The sequence below is a fragment of the Natronomonas salsuginis genome (assembly GCF_005239135.1).
Taxonomy (GTDB): domain Archaea; phylum Halobacteriota; class Halobacteria; order Halobacteriales; family Haloarculaceae; genus Natronomonas; species Natronomonas salsuginis.
In genome coordinates, this window is sequence record NZ_QKNX01000001.1 from 262,734 (window position 1) to 278,227 (window position 15,494).

Below are 15,494 nucleotides of genomic sequence, written 5' to 3' on the forward strand. Positions count from 1 at the left end.
GCGTGCCGGAATCCCGTCGGTCATGCGGCGATTAGCCGATTCGCGTCGCGACGCCCTTCGTCTGGCGATAGTCGCTGTCCAAGATCGCTTCGAGGCGATCGGCCAGTGCCGCCTCGTCACCGGAAACCCACTCTGTGGGTTCCCGAACCGGAATGACGAGGAACCCACGACCTCTGATCTCCGAGGCGTGCAACCGCGTCGAGTCGGCCGGCACGGAACGAGCCTGCGTGGTGAACTCCGCGAGAACGTACTCCAGCGCCTCGTCGCCGATCGGGAGAAGGATGTGCGCGTTCAACGCGCGCAGCTCGGCGTCGATGTACCGTTCGAGATCGTCGGGATCACCGGGGGATATCCTGAGATACGAGAGATAGCAGTTCGTCAACTCCGGCGCGTCGCTGTAGGGTTCTGCGGCGAAGCCAACGGCATGAAGCACCGACTGGAGCCGCTCGCCGGCGAGCGAATCGGTGAACGGGACGCCGGTTTCGGTTCCGCCGTGCGTCTCCGCGTCAGCGCCGATCACGTGAAAATCCGCGTTGGCGTCGCCGTAGCCGTACACCGCCGGTTCGCCGGGGGCGCGCATACCGAAGGGGTTCGAAACGCGATCCGTTACTCGCTCCACACCTGTCAGTAGGCGAGTGGGTAATAAAAACGGCGTGGATGTCGATCGACGTTACTCTTCGACGGCGACAGCGCCGTACATCCCCTGTGCGCGGTGGGGGACACAAACGTACAGCGCGGCACCAGCCTCGTCGAAGGTCTGCTCGAAGGTGAAACCAGCCTCGTCGGTTCGCTCGCTCTCGAACTCGAAGTCGCTGTCCATCTCGGATGAGACGTTGTGGCCGCCACCTTCGCCAGTCCACTCCCAGACGACCGTCGTCCCGACGTCGACGACGATTCCAGCGGGGGAGAACGCGAAGCCGTCACCGGCACCGGTGTCGACGATGACCTCGTCTTGACCGGTCATGTCTTCCATGCCATCGTAGGTGTTGGCCTCGTTCTCGCTGAGGAACGTCTCGGCGCGACCGGTCGGACCGCTGCTACCGCCGTTACCGTTGCCGTTACCGTTTCCATTCCCGTTTCCATTCCCGTTTCCGCCACCGTTGCCCGAACATCCCGCGAGGGCACCAGTCGCCGCGGCGGCAGCTGTACCGAGTACGAATCGACGTCGGCTGAACTCTTTCATATACAAGCCTAATGTACGGACTGAGGATACATAAACACCCGTTGAGCCATGTCAACGACTCCCTTTCAATTCGGCTGAATAACCGTTAGAAACCTCCTAACTACACGTATATATGATATAGTCTTTTTGTTATACACTTCCTTCTTGACTGTCAAATAATATTGATAAACCCAGCCAGATGTCGGGAAATAAGACGTGTAATATATCGAGCAGAGATTCTGTCGAGCGGCCGTTTGTGGGCGGCTACTCCGGTTCCTACTCGTGCTGTCCAGGAGTCGCCTACGCTAGTCACAGATTCAGTCTACGTCGCGAGTGGGCGAACGCACCCCATTCGCTGCGCGGGCTGCGACTTCCGGAGTTCAAAATCCCCTCGGCGATTTCTCTCACTTCGTTCGAGAAATGCGCCGGCCGGGATTCTCGTGAGTGAAACGAACGAGAAGTCGGGCGGCAAACGACCGGAAGGGAGTGCGCCGGCCGGGATTTGAACCCGGGCCATGAGCTTGGAAGGCTCAGGTCCTACCACTAGACCACCGGCGCACATTAGGCCGTACCATCACGCCGTATAAGGATCTTTTCGTTCCTCTCCACTGACCGACGCCACACTTTCGGTGCGTGGCGCGTGTTTATTACGGTCACGCTGCTTCGACGACCGCATAGCAGTTCCCGCTCGACACGAACGAGTCGACGACGACGAGATTGCTCGCATCGAGATCCGCGTCGAATTCCGCGGGCGCGTAAATGTGGTAGTATCGCGGGACGACCTCCCCGCCGGGAAGCGTCCAATCGATTTCGGTATCGAAGCCCGAGTCCGCGTTCGCGTCCGCCTCGAAGCGATCGTGAGCGGTGCTCCACGCGCTGACGAGCGCGGCACCGTCCGGCGTCAACACACGCGCGATTTCGTCCAGACTTTGCCGTCGGAGCCGCCGATCCGGGAGATGGTGAAGCGTCGCGACAAAAACGGCGATCCCGACGGTATCGCTCGCGATCGGCAGCGTCGCGGCGTCGCCTTCGACGAACGTCGCGTCCGGAGCCCGCCCGCGTGCGATCGAAAGCAGTTCGCGACTCGCGTCGAGGCCGACAGCCCGGTCGACGTGCTCGGTGAGCAGTTCGGTGTGGCGGCCGTTTCCGCAGCCCACGTCGAGCCCGGTGTCCGCGCACCGACCGGCGCAGAAGGATTCGACCTCCGGCCAGGGGTACTCTCGCGTCTTCGCGAAGTGGGCGGCGATCCGATCGTACGTGTCCCGCACGCCCGGCCGGTCGTTCATGTCCGCCGTTTCGGTGCCACGAATAAGAGCACGGCGATGCGCGCCGGGTGCCGTCGGCCCCGCTCAGCCGAAGACCGTCAACACGACGTACGTGATCGAGAGCATGATGGCCGCGTGTTTCAACCCGTCCTCGATCGCGCCGCCACCCATGACGCCGGCGACAAGCCCCGAGAGTCCCGCCTGGATCAATCCGGTGTGGAAAAACGCGAGCCGGTAGGCGTCCCGGTCGACGTCCGCGAACCCACCGATCGGTGTCGCACTCGCTCTCTCACCCAGTGCGCTCACGTCCGGGAGGCTCGGTATCAGGACGTACTCGAGCGCCGCGATGACGACGAGGAAGACGAGAAACGAGACGTAGACGACGACCACGTACGTGAACATCTCTTGGGTTCGCTGTCTGCGAAGTTGGATGTCGGACCGAGCCTGATCGGCGGCGATGCGGAGGACCGGTCCGATCTCGTTCGAGGCGTTCATCGCGTTCGTGATGAGCGTGACGACACGGGTGATCGATGGCGTCCGAACGCGCGTTTCGAACCGCAACAGCGCACGCTCGGCGGTTGATCCCCACCGCATGTCCCGCCAGATGCGGTCGACCTCGTCGTCCAGCGCTCCCACGTCGCTCTCTCGGACGCGGTCGAAGGACGTGGCGATCGACGTTCCCGATTCGTTGAGGCTGGCGAGGCGCTCCAACAGGTCCGGAAGCGCCCCCTCGAGCCGTTTGAGCCGTCGCTTGCTGTACTCGTACACGATCGCGAACGTTCCAATCAACGCGATGGCACCCTGCACCAGAAAATCGTCGAGAACGCGAACGTCAACGGTGCCATCGGCGAATACGGCGGGCGACCGAGCAGCGGTCGCGACGACGACGAGTGGGACCGTCACGTACAGCACGAGCCGTGGCCGAGCAACCAACGATTCGAGCGGCGTAGCGAGCGTCTCACGGAGGGATCGAAGTCGCCGGTAGGCGATCAATCGACCGTGGTTGACCGCAGATTTCGGCCGCGTGTAGCCGCCGTCGGTTTCGACCGATCGGATGGCGCGTCGCGTTTCGGGGTTCTCGTCGCTGTCCAGTCGCGCGTCCCCGGTGACTCGCAACGGTCGCGTGATATCGAGCAGATACGCGAGAAAGAGGACGTTCCCGGCCGGGATGACGACGTAGGCGAGTACTCGGATGATGATCAACGTATCGCCGACAGTGAGTCCGATTATCAACAGTATCGTGACCAGAAACAACATCCCGGCGACGACGACGGTCACGTACACCTCCGCGGTCGTCGCGAGAACGTTGAGGATCTCCGTCTGCTGATCCTCTGCCTCTTCGCGGTAGCGCTCGTACTGTTCGCGAAGAAACGCCGAAACGTCACCGCCGCTTCGGAGTACGCTGGAGAGGTTCTCCGTGAACGTCCCGAACTGCTCCGAGGGCGTGGTGTCCGAGAGGTCCTGTATCGCCGTCACGATGTCGACGTTGAACAGGTCGATGTTGCGGACGGCGATCCTCACCTCCGCCGCGCTCTCGCCGAACACTCGCTCGTTCGCCGATATCGTCCGAAGCACGTCGGGAAACGACATGCCGCCCCGGGTGAGTGCGTACGTGAACGCGACCATGCGCGGTAATCCGGCCTCGATCCGACGGCGACGGGCATCGGCGCGAACTAACGGAAGTCGCCACCGGGCCGCGTACATCGCGAACGCCGTCATCCCACCGATGAGAAGCCCGATCACCGATGCCATCGCGAGCGTCGATCCCCCGAGCGACGACACATCGAACACCGCCGGTTCCACTATTAGCCCGCGCCCATCTCGGAATGCACCGACGATGGTGACCACCGCGGCACCCACGTAGACACCAGCGATCGCACCGCAGAGGCCGACGCCCACCGAGTATAGCCGCGTCTTCGCGGCGTACTCGCGATACGGCGTCCCGATCGACGCGGCCCGAAGGAGACGGGTCCGTTTGATCTCGGATTCGGCTCCCCGATCGCCGAACGCGGCGATTGATATCCGGGCGAGCCACGCGTTGATTCGATCGTCGAACGCTGCCACAACGAACACCGAGAGGACGACGAGCACGATCGCGAGTGGTAGCAACGCAAGCATTCACCCGCCCCGCCTGCCCTTCCCGTCCGAGGCCGTCTCGGGGTCGGGCGTTCTCGTCGGGTTCGGATCCGATTCGGCGTTCTCGATCCGCTCCATCACCTCGTCGGGGGCAGCGTAGTACCGATCCACCATCGCTGTGAACTGCTGATACTGTGAGATGTTCCGTTCGTGGAGGAACTCGAGGAACTGCCGCCGTCGATTGAGTTCTCTCAAGAGGTCGGATTTCGACCAGCCGCGCTCGGCCCGTATCTCTTCGGTGAGCGTTTTGCTACCTTCCTCGAACCGATCCGTCGACGAGTCCCACCGGTATGCGTCCGTGTAGTCGAGTTCGCCGGTTCGCTGATCGATACCTTCGATCTCGGCGATCGTCTCCGCGCGTCGGATGCGATCGTTGCCGACGCGGGCGAGCGTCTGGACGCAGAGAACGTCCAGCGATTGGACCATCGGCCGGGGGACGTTGATCGGCTCGTTTTCCAGTCGGTTGATGACGGTCTGTACCGAATCCGCGTGCATCGTCGAGAGCGTCGTGTGGCCGGTGTTCATCGCCTGAAACAGCGTGATCGCTTCTTCGCCACGGACCTCGCCGACGATGATGTACTCCGGGCGATGCCGGAGCGCCGACCGCAGGAGATCGTACATCGTCACGTCGGCCCCCTCGTCGAGTCGCTCACGCGTCACACAGGACAGCCAGTTGTCGTGGTGCAGCGACAGTTCACGGGTGTCCTCGATGGTGATCAGTTTCGATCGCGGGGGAATGAACATCGAGATGGCGTTCATCGAGGTCGTCTTCCCCGATGCCGTCCCGCCGGCGAACACGAGATTTCTGTTGTGCTCGATCGCGAGCCACAGGTACGCCATCTGTTCGATCGAGTACGTTCCGACGTCGATCAGATCGATCGGTGTGAACGGCTCGTCGCTGTATTTCCGCACCGTGAACGCTGACCCGTGCGGTGTCACCTCTTCGCCGAGCGCCAACTCGGCGCGGGAGCCGTCCCGAAGCGTCGTCTCGACGATCGGGTTGCCGACGGAGATATGTCGCCCGGCCTGCTGTGCCATCCGCACGATGTAGCTGTCGAGTTCCGTGCGCTCGAACGAGACGTTCGTCTCGATGTCCTGGTAGGTGTCGTGGTAGGCGTACAGCGGGATCCCGTAGCCGTCACACGAGATGTCCTCGATCCGCGGATCGTACATCAGCGGATCGAGCGCTCCGAACCCCTGAAATCTCCTGTAGAGATAGTAATACAGCCGGTAGAATCCATCCGCAGCCACTTCAACGCCGTATCGTTCGAGCCGATCCCGAAGCGAAGACCGGAGCACCTCCTGGGGGTCACCGTCCCGCGTGGTGTACAGCAGCGATACCCGAACGTCGTCGTACAGCATCTCGAGGAGGTCGCGCTCGAAGCGATCGAGCTCCGGCTCGACGACGTGATAGTGGTACTGATTCAGGTCGTCGTCGTGCGTCACGGCGGCGTACGAGAACGGGGCGTTCAGCCAGTACCGTTCGACTTCGCGGTCCTCGAACGTCCGATCTCCGACGACATGTCCGTGTTCTCGTGGCCGATACGGCGCGTCCGGGACCGTCGATCCGCGAAGTGTCTCGATCGACCGCGCGAGTCGCTCGCGAATCGAGCGCTCGTCGCGGTCGGGGTCGGAATTCAACGGCTCGTGTCCGTTCATCGGCTCGGTCAACGGACCGTATGCGAGCCGACGAAATAAAGCTCCGCTGCGTTCGGCTGCGCACAATCGACGTTGACCGGTACGGATTTTCGTCGTGGTCACCGCGGGGACTGAGAGTCCTGACGGGGGCGTTACGTTCATGCGTCCAGCGAACGTACCCGTTTGCAAGCAGGGATGCGCCGTGACTATTTCACCTTGAGCACGACGGGCGCGACCGCCGACGAATCGGGACGGCCAGTCATACGCGTGACTTACGAGGGGCCGAGGTCGGAACTCGAAACGCGCCTCGACCCCGAGGACCGAGTGATCGACGACGATGGGATCGATGTCACCTACCGGATCCGAGACGCTGCCGGGACCGACGTGATGGGCGTCCTCGCCGTTACGGATCGGGTCACGGGCGAGTATATCCTCGAAGTTGACGTCGATGCCGATTCGATCTTCGCCGTCACCGCAGAGGCCTCCGACCGCAGCGATCACGACGGGATCGGCGGTTACCGACTCGTGATCGAAACCGACGGCGAGGAACGGCTCGCGGCGTACGACAAATCGACGCTGTTGGTGTACGGCGAGAGCGGCGAGATACTCCGCGACCGAAGCCTCATCCCGAGCGGCGTCGAGATCTGAACTGGGTGCGTCGAGATCCGAGCCCGAAGGCGATCGGACCGCGATCGGCACTCACGCCCCGAACTCCGACTCTGTGACCCGAATGACGAGCGTTTCGCTCACGTCGTGGAGGTCGTACGCTGGGAGTTCCGGCCCGGTCCGCGCGACGAACATCGGTTCGAGCAGCCGGCCGTCGTCGACGCCGAAGATCTTCAGAAATCGTCCGGAATCGGCGTGGTCGAGTTCGTCGTCGCGAATGGCGATCGCAAGCGCCCGCGAGAGCCACTCCTCGTCGCTCACCGACGGTTCGAAGACGAGCGCTTCGTTGACGAATCGGACCAGATACCAGTTGAGATCGTTCAACAGCGCGACGGCCGCGCCGAGCGAGACGGTCTCCAGGGAGATCGAGTTCTCGTAGGGGGTTGCGAGGTCGTAGGTCGCGAGCGCGTCCCGCGAGGTCTCGCGACTGACGAGTTCGTATCGCAGTTCGACGTCGTCGTCGCCGACGAGACACACTCGCGTCATGGATCGACATACGGACCGACCGAAAAAGCGGTTTCGTTCCCCCGATCAGAACGTCGTCAGCTCGCCGGCGATCACGCGCTCGGTGATCGCGGTGACGTTTTCGAGCTCCGAATCGATGATCGCGGTGACATCGTCCTCGATATCGCCCACTTCGATGCCATCGTCCGTCGCGAGGCTCGCGTCGGCGACGTGCGGGCGGTCGATCGGCTGGCCGATCTGCGAGAGGAGTCGAATCCGAGCCTCGAGAATGCCGTCGACCTCAGCGACGACCGTCCGAGCGATCTCCGTCGAGAGCAAGTTGTAGATCTTCCCGATGTGGTTGACGGGATTCTTCCCCGAGGTGGCCTCCATCGACATCGAACGGTTCGGCGTGATGAGCCCGTTCGCGCGGTTACCGCGGCCGACGGAGCCGTCGTCACCCTGCTCGGCGCTCGTACCGGTCGTGGTCAGATAGATCGAGTCTTCCTCGTAGTTGTCGGCGGTGTTGACGTGGACTCGAACGTCGCGGTCGGTGTAGTCGGCGGCGAGGGTTTCGACGAACGTCTGAACGCCGTCGATTGTTTCGTCATACTCGTCGATATCGGCGACGTAACTGTCGACGACTGCGACGGCGACGGTCACGTCGATGGTGTCCGACTCGCGTTTGCCCATCACCTTGATATCCTGACCGACGGCGGGATTGTCGTCGCTGTATCGACCGTTGAGCTGCCGTTCCGTCTCGAGGACGATGCGTTCGGTCTCGGTCAGCGGCGCGTGACCGACGCCGAAGGAGGTGTCGTTCGACATCGGGATCTGTTTGCCGTCCTCGCCGAACACCTCTTGAAGGTCGCCGGATCCCTCGCCGAGTTTCACGTCAGCGATGATATCCACGCCGTACTCGATGAAGGGGAACTGCTCGTGGATGTACTCGCGGGCGGCCCGGAGAGCGATCGTCTCGGCTGGGATCTTCGTCCCCTCGTACTCCTTCGTCGCCCGACCGGTGATGAGAAGATAGATCGGATCGACGACTTCGCCGCCGCCGAACTCCGGGGCCGAACTGCCTGCGACCAGTTGTGTTTCGTCCGTGTTGTAGTGGAGAACCTTCCCGACTCGGTCGATGTACTCGCGGGCCAGCGCTTGTGAGACGTGCTCTGCGATCCCGTCGCACAGGGAGTCCGGATGGCCCAACCCCTTCCGCTCGACGATCTCGACGTCCTGGGCTTCGACCGCGCGACCGACGACCGGCTCGACGCGAATGTTTCGGTCAGTCATTACCTCCCCTTGCTTTCGGTCGGTTCTATAACTTACGGAAACCAAACTACATCATTAAATTACTACAGTGCATTTAGTTCGCATCGAGGAGAAGCCCGAGATACGATCGGCGGATGCCGCACTCGGGATCCAGATCCAGGCTTTCGAGGAGGTCGATTGCGCCCTCGCGCGCCGGATTGATCTCCTCCGCTTCGGTTTCGACCTCGATGAACTCGCCGAGTCCCGCTACCCGATCGAGCGTCACCGTGTACTCGCCACAGCGGAACCGTTCGCGAGCCTTTTCGACCGTCGCGGCCGGCTCGAATCCGACGGACTCGAGGATCGCCGCCATCGTCTCCCCGTCGCCCACGCCGGTTTGGCGTTCCTCACGTGTCTTCGAGGCGCTGTCGACGAGCGGTCCCTTGTAGGTGACTTTTACGCTCTCGCCGGACTCGTCCGTTTCGCGCCGGATCCGGAGGGCTTCGTCGGTTTCGGCGAAGTCCCTAACGGGATGGTCGTAGTAGGTGTCGACCTGCGTGACCGTCCCCATCAGCTCGGCACCGATCGCCGCCAGCCGCTCGCGGAGTTCGCCGTGGTCGGCTCGAAGCTTCAATTCGACCTCGTACATGCCAAATTCGACGCTACAGGGCTTGAAAAGTGCAATGACTTCGATCGTGTCGAAACGTGATTGTTAAGGGTGCGACGGCTGTCGTGGGGAGTATGAGCGATGAATCCGATGAGGTCGAGGAGACCGAAGCGGTCGACGAAGCAGTAACCGAACCCGAGACCGAGGAGAAAGAATCGTCCGAGGAGGCCGAAGTCGAAGGGCTTCAGGACGGGGATTTCGTCCGTATCGCCTACACCGCCCGGACGGTCGAAGACGACCAACTCGTCGACACGACCGACGAGGAAGTCGCCGAGGAGGAGGGCGTCGCCGACCAGGGCGAGTTCAGTCCCCGCGTCATCGTGTTGGGAGAGGGTCACCTCTTCGCCGCGGTCGAAGACGACATCCGCGGTAAGGAGGTCGGTGACACCGGTAGCGTCGTCGTCACCGCCGAGGAAGCGTTCGGCACCTATGACGAGTCCGAAGTCCGAACCGTCTCAGCGGACAAGATCGGCGAAGATGACCGGTTCCCCGGCGCACGCGTCCAGATCGACGGCCAGCAGGGCGTCCTCGAGACGATCATCGGCGGTCGCGCGCGCGTTGATTTTAACCATCCGCTCGCCGGCGAGGACATCGAGTACGAGTACGAGCTGCTTGAGGAAGTCGACGATGATCTCGAACAGGCCCGCGGTCTGCTGAACATGTTCCTCGACATCGATCTCGAGATGTGGATCGAGGACGACGAGGTCGAGGAGACGCGCGTCGAAGAACCCGACGAGGACGACGAAGACGGGGACGACGAACCCGAGACGGTCACCGAGACCGTCGAAAAGCGCACCCTCTACGTGGAATCGACGCCGCAGTTGTCGATGAATCAGCAGTGGATGATGCAAAAGCAGCAGATCGCCCAACAGCTCGTCGACCTCACCGACATCGATCGAATCCTGATCCAGGAGGTCCTCGACGGGGCCGGCATGGGAATGGGTATGGGCGGCATGATGGGCGGCATGGGCGGTGGCGGCGTCCCTGACGATGTCGACATCGAGGAGGCGCTCGAAGAGGCCGACATCGATGCCGACGAGATCGCCGAAGAGCTCGAATAACGCGAACTCCGTTTTGACGTATTTTTTGAGTCGGTGGTGAGCGGCGCATAACGCGAAACAGGGGATCAGCCACGGGGCAACACGAAACAGCCGGCACACCACTGGGAACTAAGACCTGCGTCTCAGCGACCGCTCGTGGGATCGAGATCCCGCTGGAACTCGTCGAACTGGTCGAGATCGTCGGGGAGGTCGTACTCGATCTGTCGATCCGCGCGGCCGTCCGGGTGGTCTCCGTCGAGCGGTTCGGCGACATCTTCCCATCCGGGCTTGATGCGAACGCTCTGGGCTGGTTGCCCCACGACGACGTGGTGAGCGGGAACGTCAGATTGGACGACGCTCCGTGCCCCAACGATCGAGTTCTCGCCAACCTTACAGCCCGCTCGAACCATGGCATCGAAGGTGATCCGCACATCGTCTTCGATGGTGGTGTGGTAGTTGTCGACGGCGGTCTGGTCGACGATATCGTGATCGTGGCTGTAGATGTGGACGCCGTCGGAGATCGACACGCGGTCACCGATGGTCAATCTGCCGCGGTCGTCGAGGTGGGCGTCGTCGTGGATGACGACGTTGTCACCGACGGAGATGTTGTGGCCGTACGTGAAGGTGATCCCCTTGAAAAACCGACAGCCGTCGCCGCACTCGTCGAAGAGATGGTTCGCGAGCATCTGCCGAAACCGGAGCGCGAACTCGACGTTGTCCGCCATCGGCGTGGCGTCGAACTGCCGCCAGAGCCACTGGAGGTGCTTCGACCGCTTGAACGCGTCCTCGTCCTTCTCGGCGTAGTACTCGCTTTCGAGCGTGGCGTTACACGGGTCGTATCCCTGTAGTCGAACCCGTTGGGCCGCCGAAACATCCTCACCCGCCTGCCACCGCTCATAGGCCTCCCGATCGCCGTGGAGGTCGACGAGGACGTCCTCGACGACGGCGCACGTGTCTTCGTCGCTTGACAGCCGGTTATCCACTCCGGAGATGAACGCCTTGAGTCCTTCCTCGGCGTCGACCGGCAGCGAGACGTGGCGCTTCGTCATATCTCTCCCGAGGACTGCGTGGTTGTTATGGATTGCTGTCGAGGTATGGACGACCGACTGTACCCACGACCGGGGCGAGGAAATCATGGGCCTTCCCGACGAAACCCGGTCCCGAACGTTTCCAGCGTCGTGGGACGAACCACGAGCGATAAGTGGGACGCCCTCCAATGAGGGCGTATGAATCACCGAACGCTCGGGACGTCCGGGGTCGAGGTTTCGGAGATCGGCTTCGGCGCGTGGGTCGTCGGTAGCGACTGGTGGGGCGACAGAACCGACGAGGAAGCGATCGAGATGGTCCAGTACGCGATCGACCAAGGAATCACCTACTTCGACACCGGCGATGTGTACGGGCACGGCGCCTCGGAGGAGCTGATCGGGCGCGCGCTCGAGGGCGTTCGCGACGAGGTGACCGTCGCGACGAAGATCGGCTACGACTTCTACAACAACCCGCAGGCCGGACACGGCGAGTTGCCCAAGGAGATGGATCGTGACTACCTCGAGGAGGCCTTCGAGAGATCACTCGACAGGCTCGGGCTCGAACGGATCGACGTGCTCCAGTTGCACAACGCGAACGTCGACGAGGTCGACGCCGAGGTGCTAGCGTTGCTCGACGATCTCAAATCAGCGGGCCGGATCGACGCCGTCGGCTGGGCGCTTGGGCCGTCGATCGGCTGGCTCGCGGAGGGCGACATGGCGATCGAGGAGGAGTTCGACTCGGTTCAACTCGTTTGGAACGCCTTCGAACAGGAGGTCGGAAACCACTTTCTCGAGACGATCGAGCGGACCGGATCGACGACGAGTCTGATCCCGCGCGTCCCGCACTCGTCGGGCCTGTTGAACGAGCAGGTGCGCCCCGAAACGGAACTCGGCGAGGGGGATCACCGCGCGTACCGCCCCGACGAATGGTACGAAACGGGGTGGGAGAAACTCGAAACGCTTCGGTTCCTCGAGCGCGACGGCGAGCGGACGATGGCACAGGCGGCGCTCCAGTGGCTCCTGTACCACGACTCGGTCGCGACAGTAACGCCGACGTTCCGGACGCGCGAGGACATCGACGAGTGGGCCGCGGCGAGCGACGTTCCCGCGCTCTCGGACGACGAGTACGACCGCGTGCAGGCGCTGTACGCCGACGGCTTCGGCATCGATCGCAACGACGGGATGGACGCGCTCCGGTCGTCCGTCGGGGGCGAAGACATCGATGCCGCCGGACTCGACAAGCTGTCGGCTGGAAGCTGAACGCGATCGGGACGGTCCCTGGATCGTTTCCCGACGTTTTTATTCGCCCGTCGCCGATCTCTGGACAATGGGACGCATTCGGATCGTCTGGGGAACCGCAGCCGGGCCGACGGCGATGGCCTCCTACGACGCCGCGCTCGCGGCCGCGAACGTCCACAACTACAATCTCGTCTCCGTCTCGTCGGTGATCCCGGCAAACGCGGAGATCGAGGTCGTCGGCGAGGCACCGGATCTTGGACCACCGGGCGAGCGGCTGACCGTCGTCGAGGGACGATCGACCATCGCACCAGGGAACGTAGAGCCGGCGGTCGCGAGCCTTGGCTGGTCGCGGGAGGCGAATGGCCCGGGAATCTTCTACGAGACGTCCGGGACGGACCCCGACGCGGTTCGAAGCCGTATCGACGCCGGCCTCGCTGCCGGAAGGGAGCTTCGAGACTGGGCGTTCGAGGACGACGGGCGGCGGACCGTCGTCGCCGAGTCGAGCCCGAATCGGCATACGACGGCGGTCGTCCTCGCGGTGTACGGTGAGAGTGGGTCGATCCTCTAAGTGTCCGTGACACCGAATAACAGTGAAGCCGACGGCTTTTTATTCACATCCCCTGTAGCCGGAGCCGTCCAATGCACGGGAACACGCCATACGCCGGCTCGCCGACGGCCGATGCCCAGCCGACACCCGAGCGTCGTCGAACGCTCCGACGGGAACTCGCGAGTGTCGCAGCGTCGACACGGGAGTTGCTCTCCGATGAGTTCGTTGTCGGTGGCGAGATCTCCGACGGCGACGACGGGTCGCTCCGGGCCACGATCGCGGTCCAACCCCCCGTTGGATCCGTCGTTTCGGCGGGTATAGATCCGGAAAACGCCGACGCCGATGCCGTCGATTCGCTGGCACGCGATCTCGCCGCGAGCGCGGTGTTCGAGGCGAAACACGCCACCAGAGACACCCACAGCTCCGCGAGCTGATCGTCGCTGCAGTCCGCTGTCGGCGTTGCAGAACGTCTTTGTGCATCCGACGAGAACCCGAGAGCGTGAGCGTCGCCGAGGAACGCATCGATCGATTGACCGAACTCGCGCGGGATGCGGCCCGCGCTGGCGAAGCGGATCTCGCCCGGCAATACGTGCGTCGCGCACGACGGATCGCCGAGCGAAACCGGATTGCGCTCCCGCGCCGGTTCAAGCGGTTCACGTGCGATCGGTGTGATGCGTATCTCGTCCCCGGTCGAAACGCCCGCGTTCGGACCCGTGACGGCCACGTCGTCGTGACGTGTGGTTGTGGGGGACACGCACGATACCCGTATCGTCGGCCGGACAGCGACGACGCCGTGTAGCCGATCGAATGTGTCAGATTTTTATGAGCGCGAACCGAACCGCGGGTATGTCGCAGCGCGATCGAAAAGCGAAAATACACGACCTCGACGTAACCGTCTGGGTCGGAAAGTCCGGGCTCGATCCAGTCACCGACGAACTGTCGGATCAGTTGATGGGGGCGGACCTCGTGAAGGTGAAGTTCCTTCGAGCGGCTCGGGGCGGAACCACGACCGACTCGCTCGCCGAAGAACTCGCCGAGCGGACGAGCGCCGAACTCGTCCAGACGCGCGGCCACACGGCCGTGTATAGTCGATGATCGCGCTGCAAAACGGCGTAAGCACGTGGCTCGGCGAGCAGCTCGAAGCGTTCGGCGTCCCGCCGGAGATCGCCGCGTCCGCCGGTGACGCGATCGTCGGCGGCATTCTCTTCGTCACCGCATTCATCGTGCTGTATCTGCTCGGCAAGCGGGGGGTTCTTCCACTTCTCGATCGCCTGCTGAATTCGAGAGACCTGGACCGACACGCCCGGACGCCGATACGGCGGTTCGCTTGGATTCTGTATCTGTTCGTCGGGATCACCATCGCGTTCGGGGCCGCGGGGTACAACGGCTTCCTGCGTTCGCTCGCCACGATCGCCGCCGCGGCGACACTGGCCATCGGGTTCGCTATGCAGGACGTACTGAAGAACTTCGTCTCGGGCGTGTTCATCTTCACGGAAAAGCCGTTCCGGATCGGCGATTGGATCGAGTGGCACGACAATGTCGGCGTCGTCGAGGACATCAGTCTCCGCATCACCCGAGTCCGAACGTTCGACAACGAACTGCTGACGGTTCCGAACTACCAACTCACGGATAACGTCGTCAAGAATCCCGTTGACGCGAAGAAGCTCCGACTCAAGTTCGTCTTCGGGATCGGATACGATGACGATATCGAGGCCGCGACGGACATCATCCTCGAGGAGGCGCGGGATCATCCGGGAATCATGGACGATCCGGAGCCGTCCGTTCGGCTGACGGAACTGGGCGACTCGTCGGTCGGGCTCCAATCGAGGATCTGGATCGAAGACCCGTCGCGCGCCGACTTCGTCAAAACCCGCGCCGAGTACGTCCAGCGGGTCAAAGAGCGATTCGATGCGGCGGGTATCGATATCCCTTATCCGCACCGAACCCTGACCGGCGGCATCGATATCGCCGAAGGTCCGGTCGCGGGCGAGTAGCCGCTCCCGTTTTCCGTCGCGTGTATCGCGCCCGATCGACCGACAGCGACCGGTTGGGAGCCGAAAGATCCTTATGTCGGAGTCGTTTAGTCCGAAACGGACTAGGTCGGGCGGTTAGGCCCCGCTCACAACCCGCGCTATGGTCTTTAGCGGGGACCGAAGCCGGGGTACGTCCGGACCAATCGGTGCGGGCCCCGCAAGCTAACGTCGAAGCCTCGTCCTACGAGGGCAGCGGTCCGTGTGCCAGCGTCTGCAGGGACGTTCGGGCGCGGTTAACCGCGGGTAATCCGTCAGGCACGGAAGTGAGCAGCGGGCCCGCGAACAGCTGTCGCCCGTAGGGTCGCGGGGTGGAGGAGGCACGCGGGACTCCCCGTATCGAGCGGGCCGGGCACCCCCCGGGTCCACCATTCATTCGATCTT

17 protein-coding genes, 1 tRNA gene and 1 other RNA gene are annotated in these 15,494 nt (G+C 63.0%); 9 read left to right on the forward strand and 10 right to left on the reverse strand.

What is annotated here, in order from left to right; genetic code table 11:
* Positions 1–31: 31 nt before the first annotated feature.
* The 6 genes from DM868_RS01530 to DM868_RS01555 form a co-directional block, all read right to left on the reverse strand.
* On the reverse strand, positions 32–619 hold the full coding sequence (locus DM868_RS01530) for a uracil-DNA glycosylase family protein (protein ID WP_222845444.1): 588 nt from the start codon (positions 617–619) through the stop codon (positions 32–34).
* 51 nt (positions 620–670) lie between these two features.
* Entirely contained in the window at positions 671–1,183 is a 513-nt protein-coding gene (locus DM868_RS01535) for a halocyanin domain-containing protein (protein ID WP_137275099.1), read from the reverse strand.
* 466 nt (positions 1,184–1,649) lie between these two features.
* Positions 1,650–1,720 (reverse strand) — tRNA-Gly (locus DM868_RS01540).
* A gap of 95 nt (positions 1,721–1,815) precedes the next feature.
* On the reverse strand, positions 1,816–2,448 hold the full coding sequence (locus tag DM868_RS01545; protein WP_137275100.1) for a class I SAM-dependent methyltransferase: 633 nt from the start codon (positions 2,446–2,448) through the stop codon (positions 1,816–1,818).
* Between the two features lie 63 nt (positions 2,449–2,511).
* Positions 2,512–4,545, reverse strand: a complete 2,034-nt coding sequence (locus DM868_RS01550; RefSeq protein ID WP_137275101.1) for a type II secretion system F family protein — start codon at positions 4,543–4,545, stop codon at positions 2,512–2,514.
* Positions 4,546–6,222, reverse strand: coding sequence for a type II/IV secretion system ATPase subunit (locus DM868_RS01555; protein ID WP_137275102.1), 1,677 nt, complete (start codon positions 6,220–6,222; stop codon positions 4,546–4,548). It abuts the gene before it with no gap.
* Between the two features lie 174 nt (positions 6,223–6,396).
* Here DM868_RS01555 and DM868_RS01560 point away from each other — a divergent pair, with 174 nt between their 5' ends.
* Positions 6,397–6,849 (forward strand): DUF5793 family protein, encoded by a 453-nt coding sequence (locus tag DM868_RS01560; protein WP_246048997.1) that lies wholly within the window; start codon positions 6,397–6,399, stop codon positions 6,847–6,849.
* A gap of 51 nt (positions 6,850–6,900) precedes the next feature.
* On the opposite strand, the gene DM868_RS01565 is transcribed toward DM868_RS01560, so the two are convergent.
* From DM868_RS01565 to cyaB, 3 genes are all read right to left on the reverse strand, one after another.
* The gene (locus tag DM868_RS01565) at positions 6,901–7,353 is read right to left on the reverse strand and encodes a DUF5804 family protein (RefSeq protein WP_137275104.1); all 453 of its coding nucleotides are present in this window, start codon (positions 7,351–7,353) and stop codon (positions 6,901–6,903) included.
* 45 nt (positions 7,354–7,398) lie between these two features.
* Positions 7,399–8,604, reverse strand: coding sequence for a methionine adenosyltransferase (locus DM868_RS01570; RefSeq protein WP_137275105.1), 1,206 nt, complete (start codon positions 8,602–8,604; stop codon positions 7,399–7,401).
* Positions 8,605–8,677: 73 nt separating this feature from the next.
* Positions 8,678–9,211 (reverse strand): class IV adenylate cyclase, encoded by a 534-nt coding sequence (gene cyaB, locus DM868_RS01575; protein ID WP_137275106.1) that lies wholly within the window; start codon positions 9,209–9,211, stop codon positions 8,678–8,680.
* A 92-nt stretch (positions 9,212–9,303) separates the two neighbouring features.
* Here cyaB and DM868_RS01580 point away from each other — a divergent pair, with 92 nt between their 5' ends.
* A complete protein-coding gene (locus tag DM868_RS01580) occupies positions 9,304–10,290 on the forward strand; it encodes an FKBP-type peptidyl-prolyl cis-trans isomerase (RefSeq protein ID WP_137275107.1) in 987 nt (328 codons plus the stop codon).
* Positions 10,291–10,412: 122 nt separating this feature from the next.
* Here DM868_RS01580 and DM868_RS01585 read toward each other — a convergent pair whose 3' ends face one another.
* On the reverse strand, positions 10,413–11,318 hold the full coding sequence (locus DM868_RS01585; RefSeq protein WP_137275108.1) for an acyltransferase: 906 nt from the start codon (positions 11,316–11,318) through the stop codon (positions 10,413–10,415).
* A gap of 177 nt (positions 11,319–11,495) precedes the next feature.
* Here DM868_RS01585 and DM868_RS01590 point away from each other — a divergent pair, with 177 nt between their 5' ends.
* The 7 genes from DM868_RS01590 (at position 11,496) to ffs (ending at position 15,481) form a co-directional block, all read left to right on the forward strand.
* On the forward strand, positions 11,496–12,554 hold the full coding sequence (locus DM868_RS01590) for an aldo/keto reductase (RefSeq protein WP_137275109.1): 1,059 nt from the start codon (positions 11,496–11,498) through the stop codon (positions 12,552–12,554).
* A 67-nt stretch (positions 12,555–12,621) separates the two neighbouring features.
* Positions 12,622–13,101, forward strand: coding sequence for a pyruvoyl-dependent arginine decarboxylase (locus DM868_RS01595; protein ID WP_137275110.1), 480 nt, complete (start codon positions 12,622–12,624; stop codon positions 13,099–13,101).
* Between the two features lie 71 nt (positions 13,102–13,172).
* On the forward strand, positions 13,173–13,514 hold the full coding sequence (locus DM868_RS01600; RefSeq protein ID WP_137275111.1) for a DUF5811 family protein: 342 nt from the start codon (positions 13,173–13,175) through the stop codon (positions 13,512–13,514).
* 65 nt (positions 13,515–13,579) lie between these two features.
* Positions 13,580–13,879, forward strand: a complete 300-nt coding sequence (locus tag DM868_RS01605; RefSeq protein ID WP_137275112.1) for a ribonuclease P protein component 4 — start codon at positions 13,580–13,582, stop codon at positions 13,877–13,879.
* 47 nt (positions 13,880–13,926) lie between these two features.
* Positions 13,927–14,175: a YhbY family RNA-binding protein gene (locus tag DM868_RS01610; RefSeq protein WP_137275113.1), complete on the forward strand. Its 249-nt coding sequence runs from the start codon at positions 13,927–13,929 to the stop codon at positions 14,173–14,175.
* Complete coding sequence (locus tag DM868_RS01615) at positions 14,172–15,074, forward strand: mechanosensitive ion channel family protein (protein ID WP_137275114.1); 903 nt, start codon at positions 14,172–14,174, stop codon at positions 15,072–15,074. The genes DM868_RS01610 and DM868_RS01615 overlap by 4 nt, the downstream gene beginning before the upstream one ends.
* 94 nt (positions 15,075–15,168) lie before the next feature.
* Positions 15,169–15,481: signal recognition particle sRNA (ffs, locus tag DM868_RS01620), an RNA gene on the forward strand.
* Positions 15,482–15,494: the final 13 nt, after the last annotated feature.

Excerpts from the sequence above, each read along its gene's own strand:
- DM868_RS01570 (WP_137275105.1), bottom strand. The coding sequence starts at position 8,604 with ATGACTGACCGAAACATTCGCGTCGAGCCGGTCGTCGGTCGCGCGGTC.
- DM868_RS01600 (WP_137275111.1), top strand. The coding sequence starts at position 13,173 with ATGCACGGGAACACGCCATACGCCGGCTCGCCGACGGCCGATGCCCAG.
- DM868_RS01610 (WP_137275113.1), top strand. The coding sequence starts at position 13,927 with ATGTCGCAGCGCGATCGAAAAGCGAAAATACACGACCTCGACGTAACC.
- DM868_RS01595 (WP_137275110.1), top strand. The coding sequence starts at position 12,622 with ATGGGACGCATTCGGATCGTCTGGGGAACCGCAGCCGGGCCGACGGCG.
- DM868_RS01585 (WP_137275108.1), bottom strand. The coding sequence starts at position 11,318 with ATGACGAAGCGCCACGTCTCGCTGCCGGTCGACGCCGAGGAAGGACTC.
- DM868_RS01560 (WP_246048997.1), top strand. The coding sequence starts at position 6,397 with ATGCGCCGTGACTATTTCACCTTGAGCACGACGGGCGCGACCGCCGAC.
- DM868_RS01535 (WP_137275099.1), bottom strand. The coding sequence starts at position 1,183 with ATGAAAGAGTTCAGCCGACGTCGATTCGTACTCGGTACAGCTGCCGCC.
- DM868_RS01615 (WP_137275114.1), top strand. The coding sequence starts at position 14,172 with ATGATCGCGCTGCAAAACGGCGTAAGCACGTGGCTCGGCGAGCAGCTC.
- DM868_RS01545 (WP_137275100.1), bottom strand. The coding sequence starts at position 2,448 with ATGAACGACCGGCCGGGCGTGCGGGACACGTACGATCGGATCGCCGCC.
- DM868_RS01565 (WP_137275104.1), bottom strand. The coding sequence starts at position 7,353 with ATGACGCGAGTGTGTCTCGTCGGCGACGACGACGTCGAACTGCGATAC.
- DM868_RS01555 (WP_137275102.1), bottom strand. The coding sequence starts at position 6,222 with ATGAACGGACACGAGCCGTTGAATTCCGACCCCGACCGCGACGAGCGC.
- DM868_RS01550 (WP_137275101.1), bottom strand. The coding sequence starts at position 4,545 with ATGCTTGCGTTGCTACCACTCGCGATCGTGCTCGTCGTCCTCTCGGTG.
- DM868_RS01590 (WP_137275109.1), top strand. The coding sequence starts at position 11,496 with ATGAATCACCGAACGCTCGGGACGTCCGGGGTCGAGGTTTCGGAGATC.
- DM868_RS01580 (WP_137275107.1), top strand. The coding sequence starts at position 9,304 with ATGAGCGATGAATCCGATGAGGTCGAGGAGACCGAAGCGGTCGACGAA.
- cyaB (WP_137275106.1), bottom strand. The coding sequence starts at position 9,211 with ATGTACGAGGTCGAATTGAAGCTTCGAGCCGACCACGGCGAACTCCGC.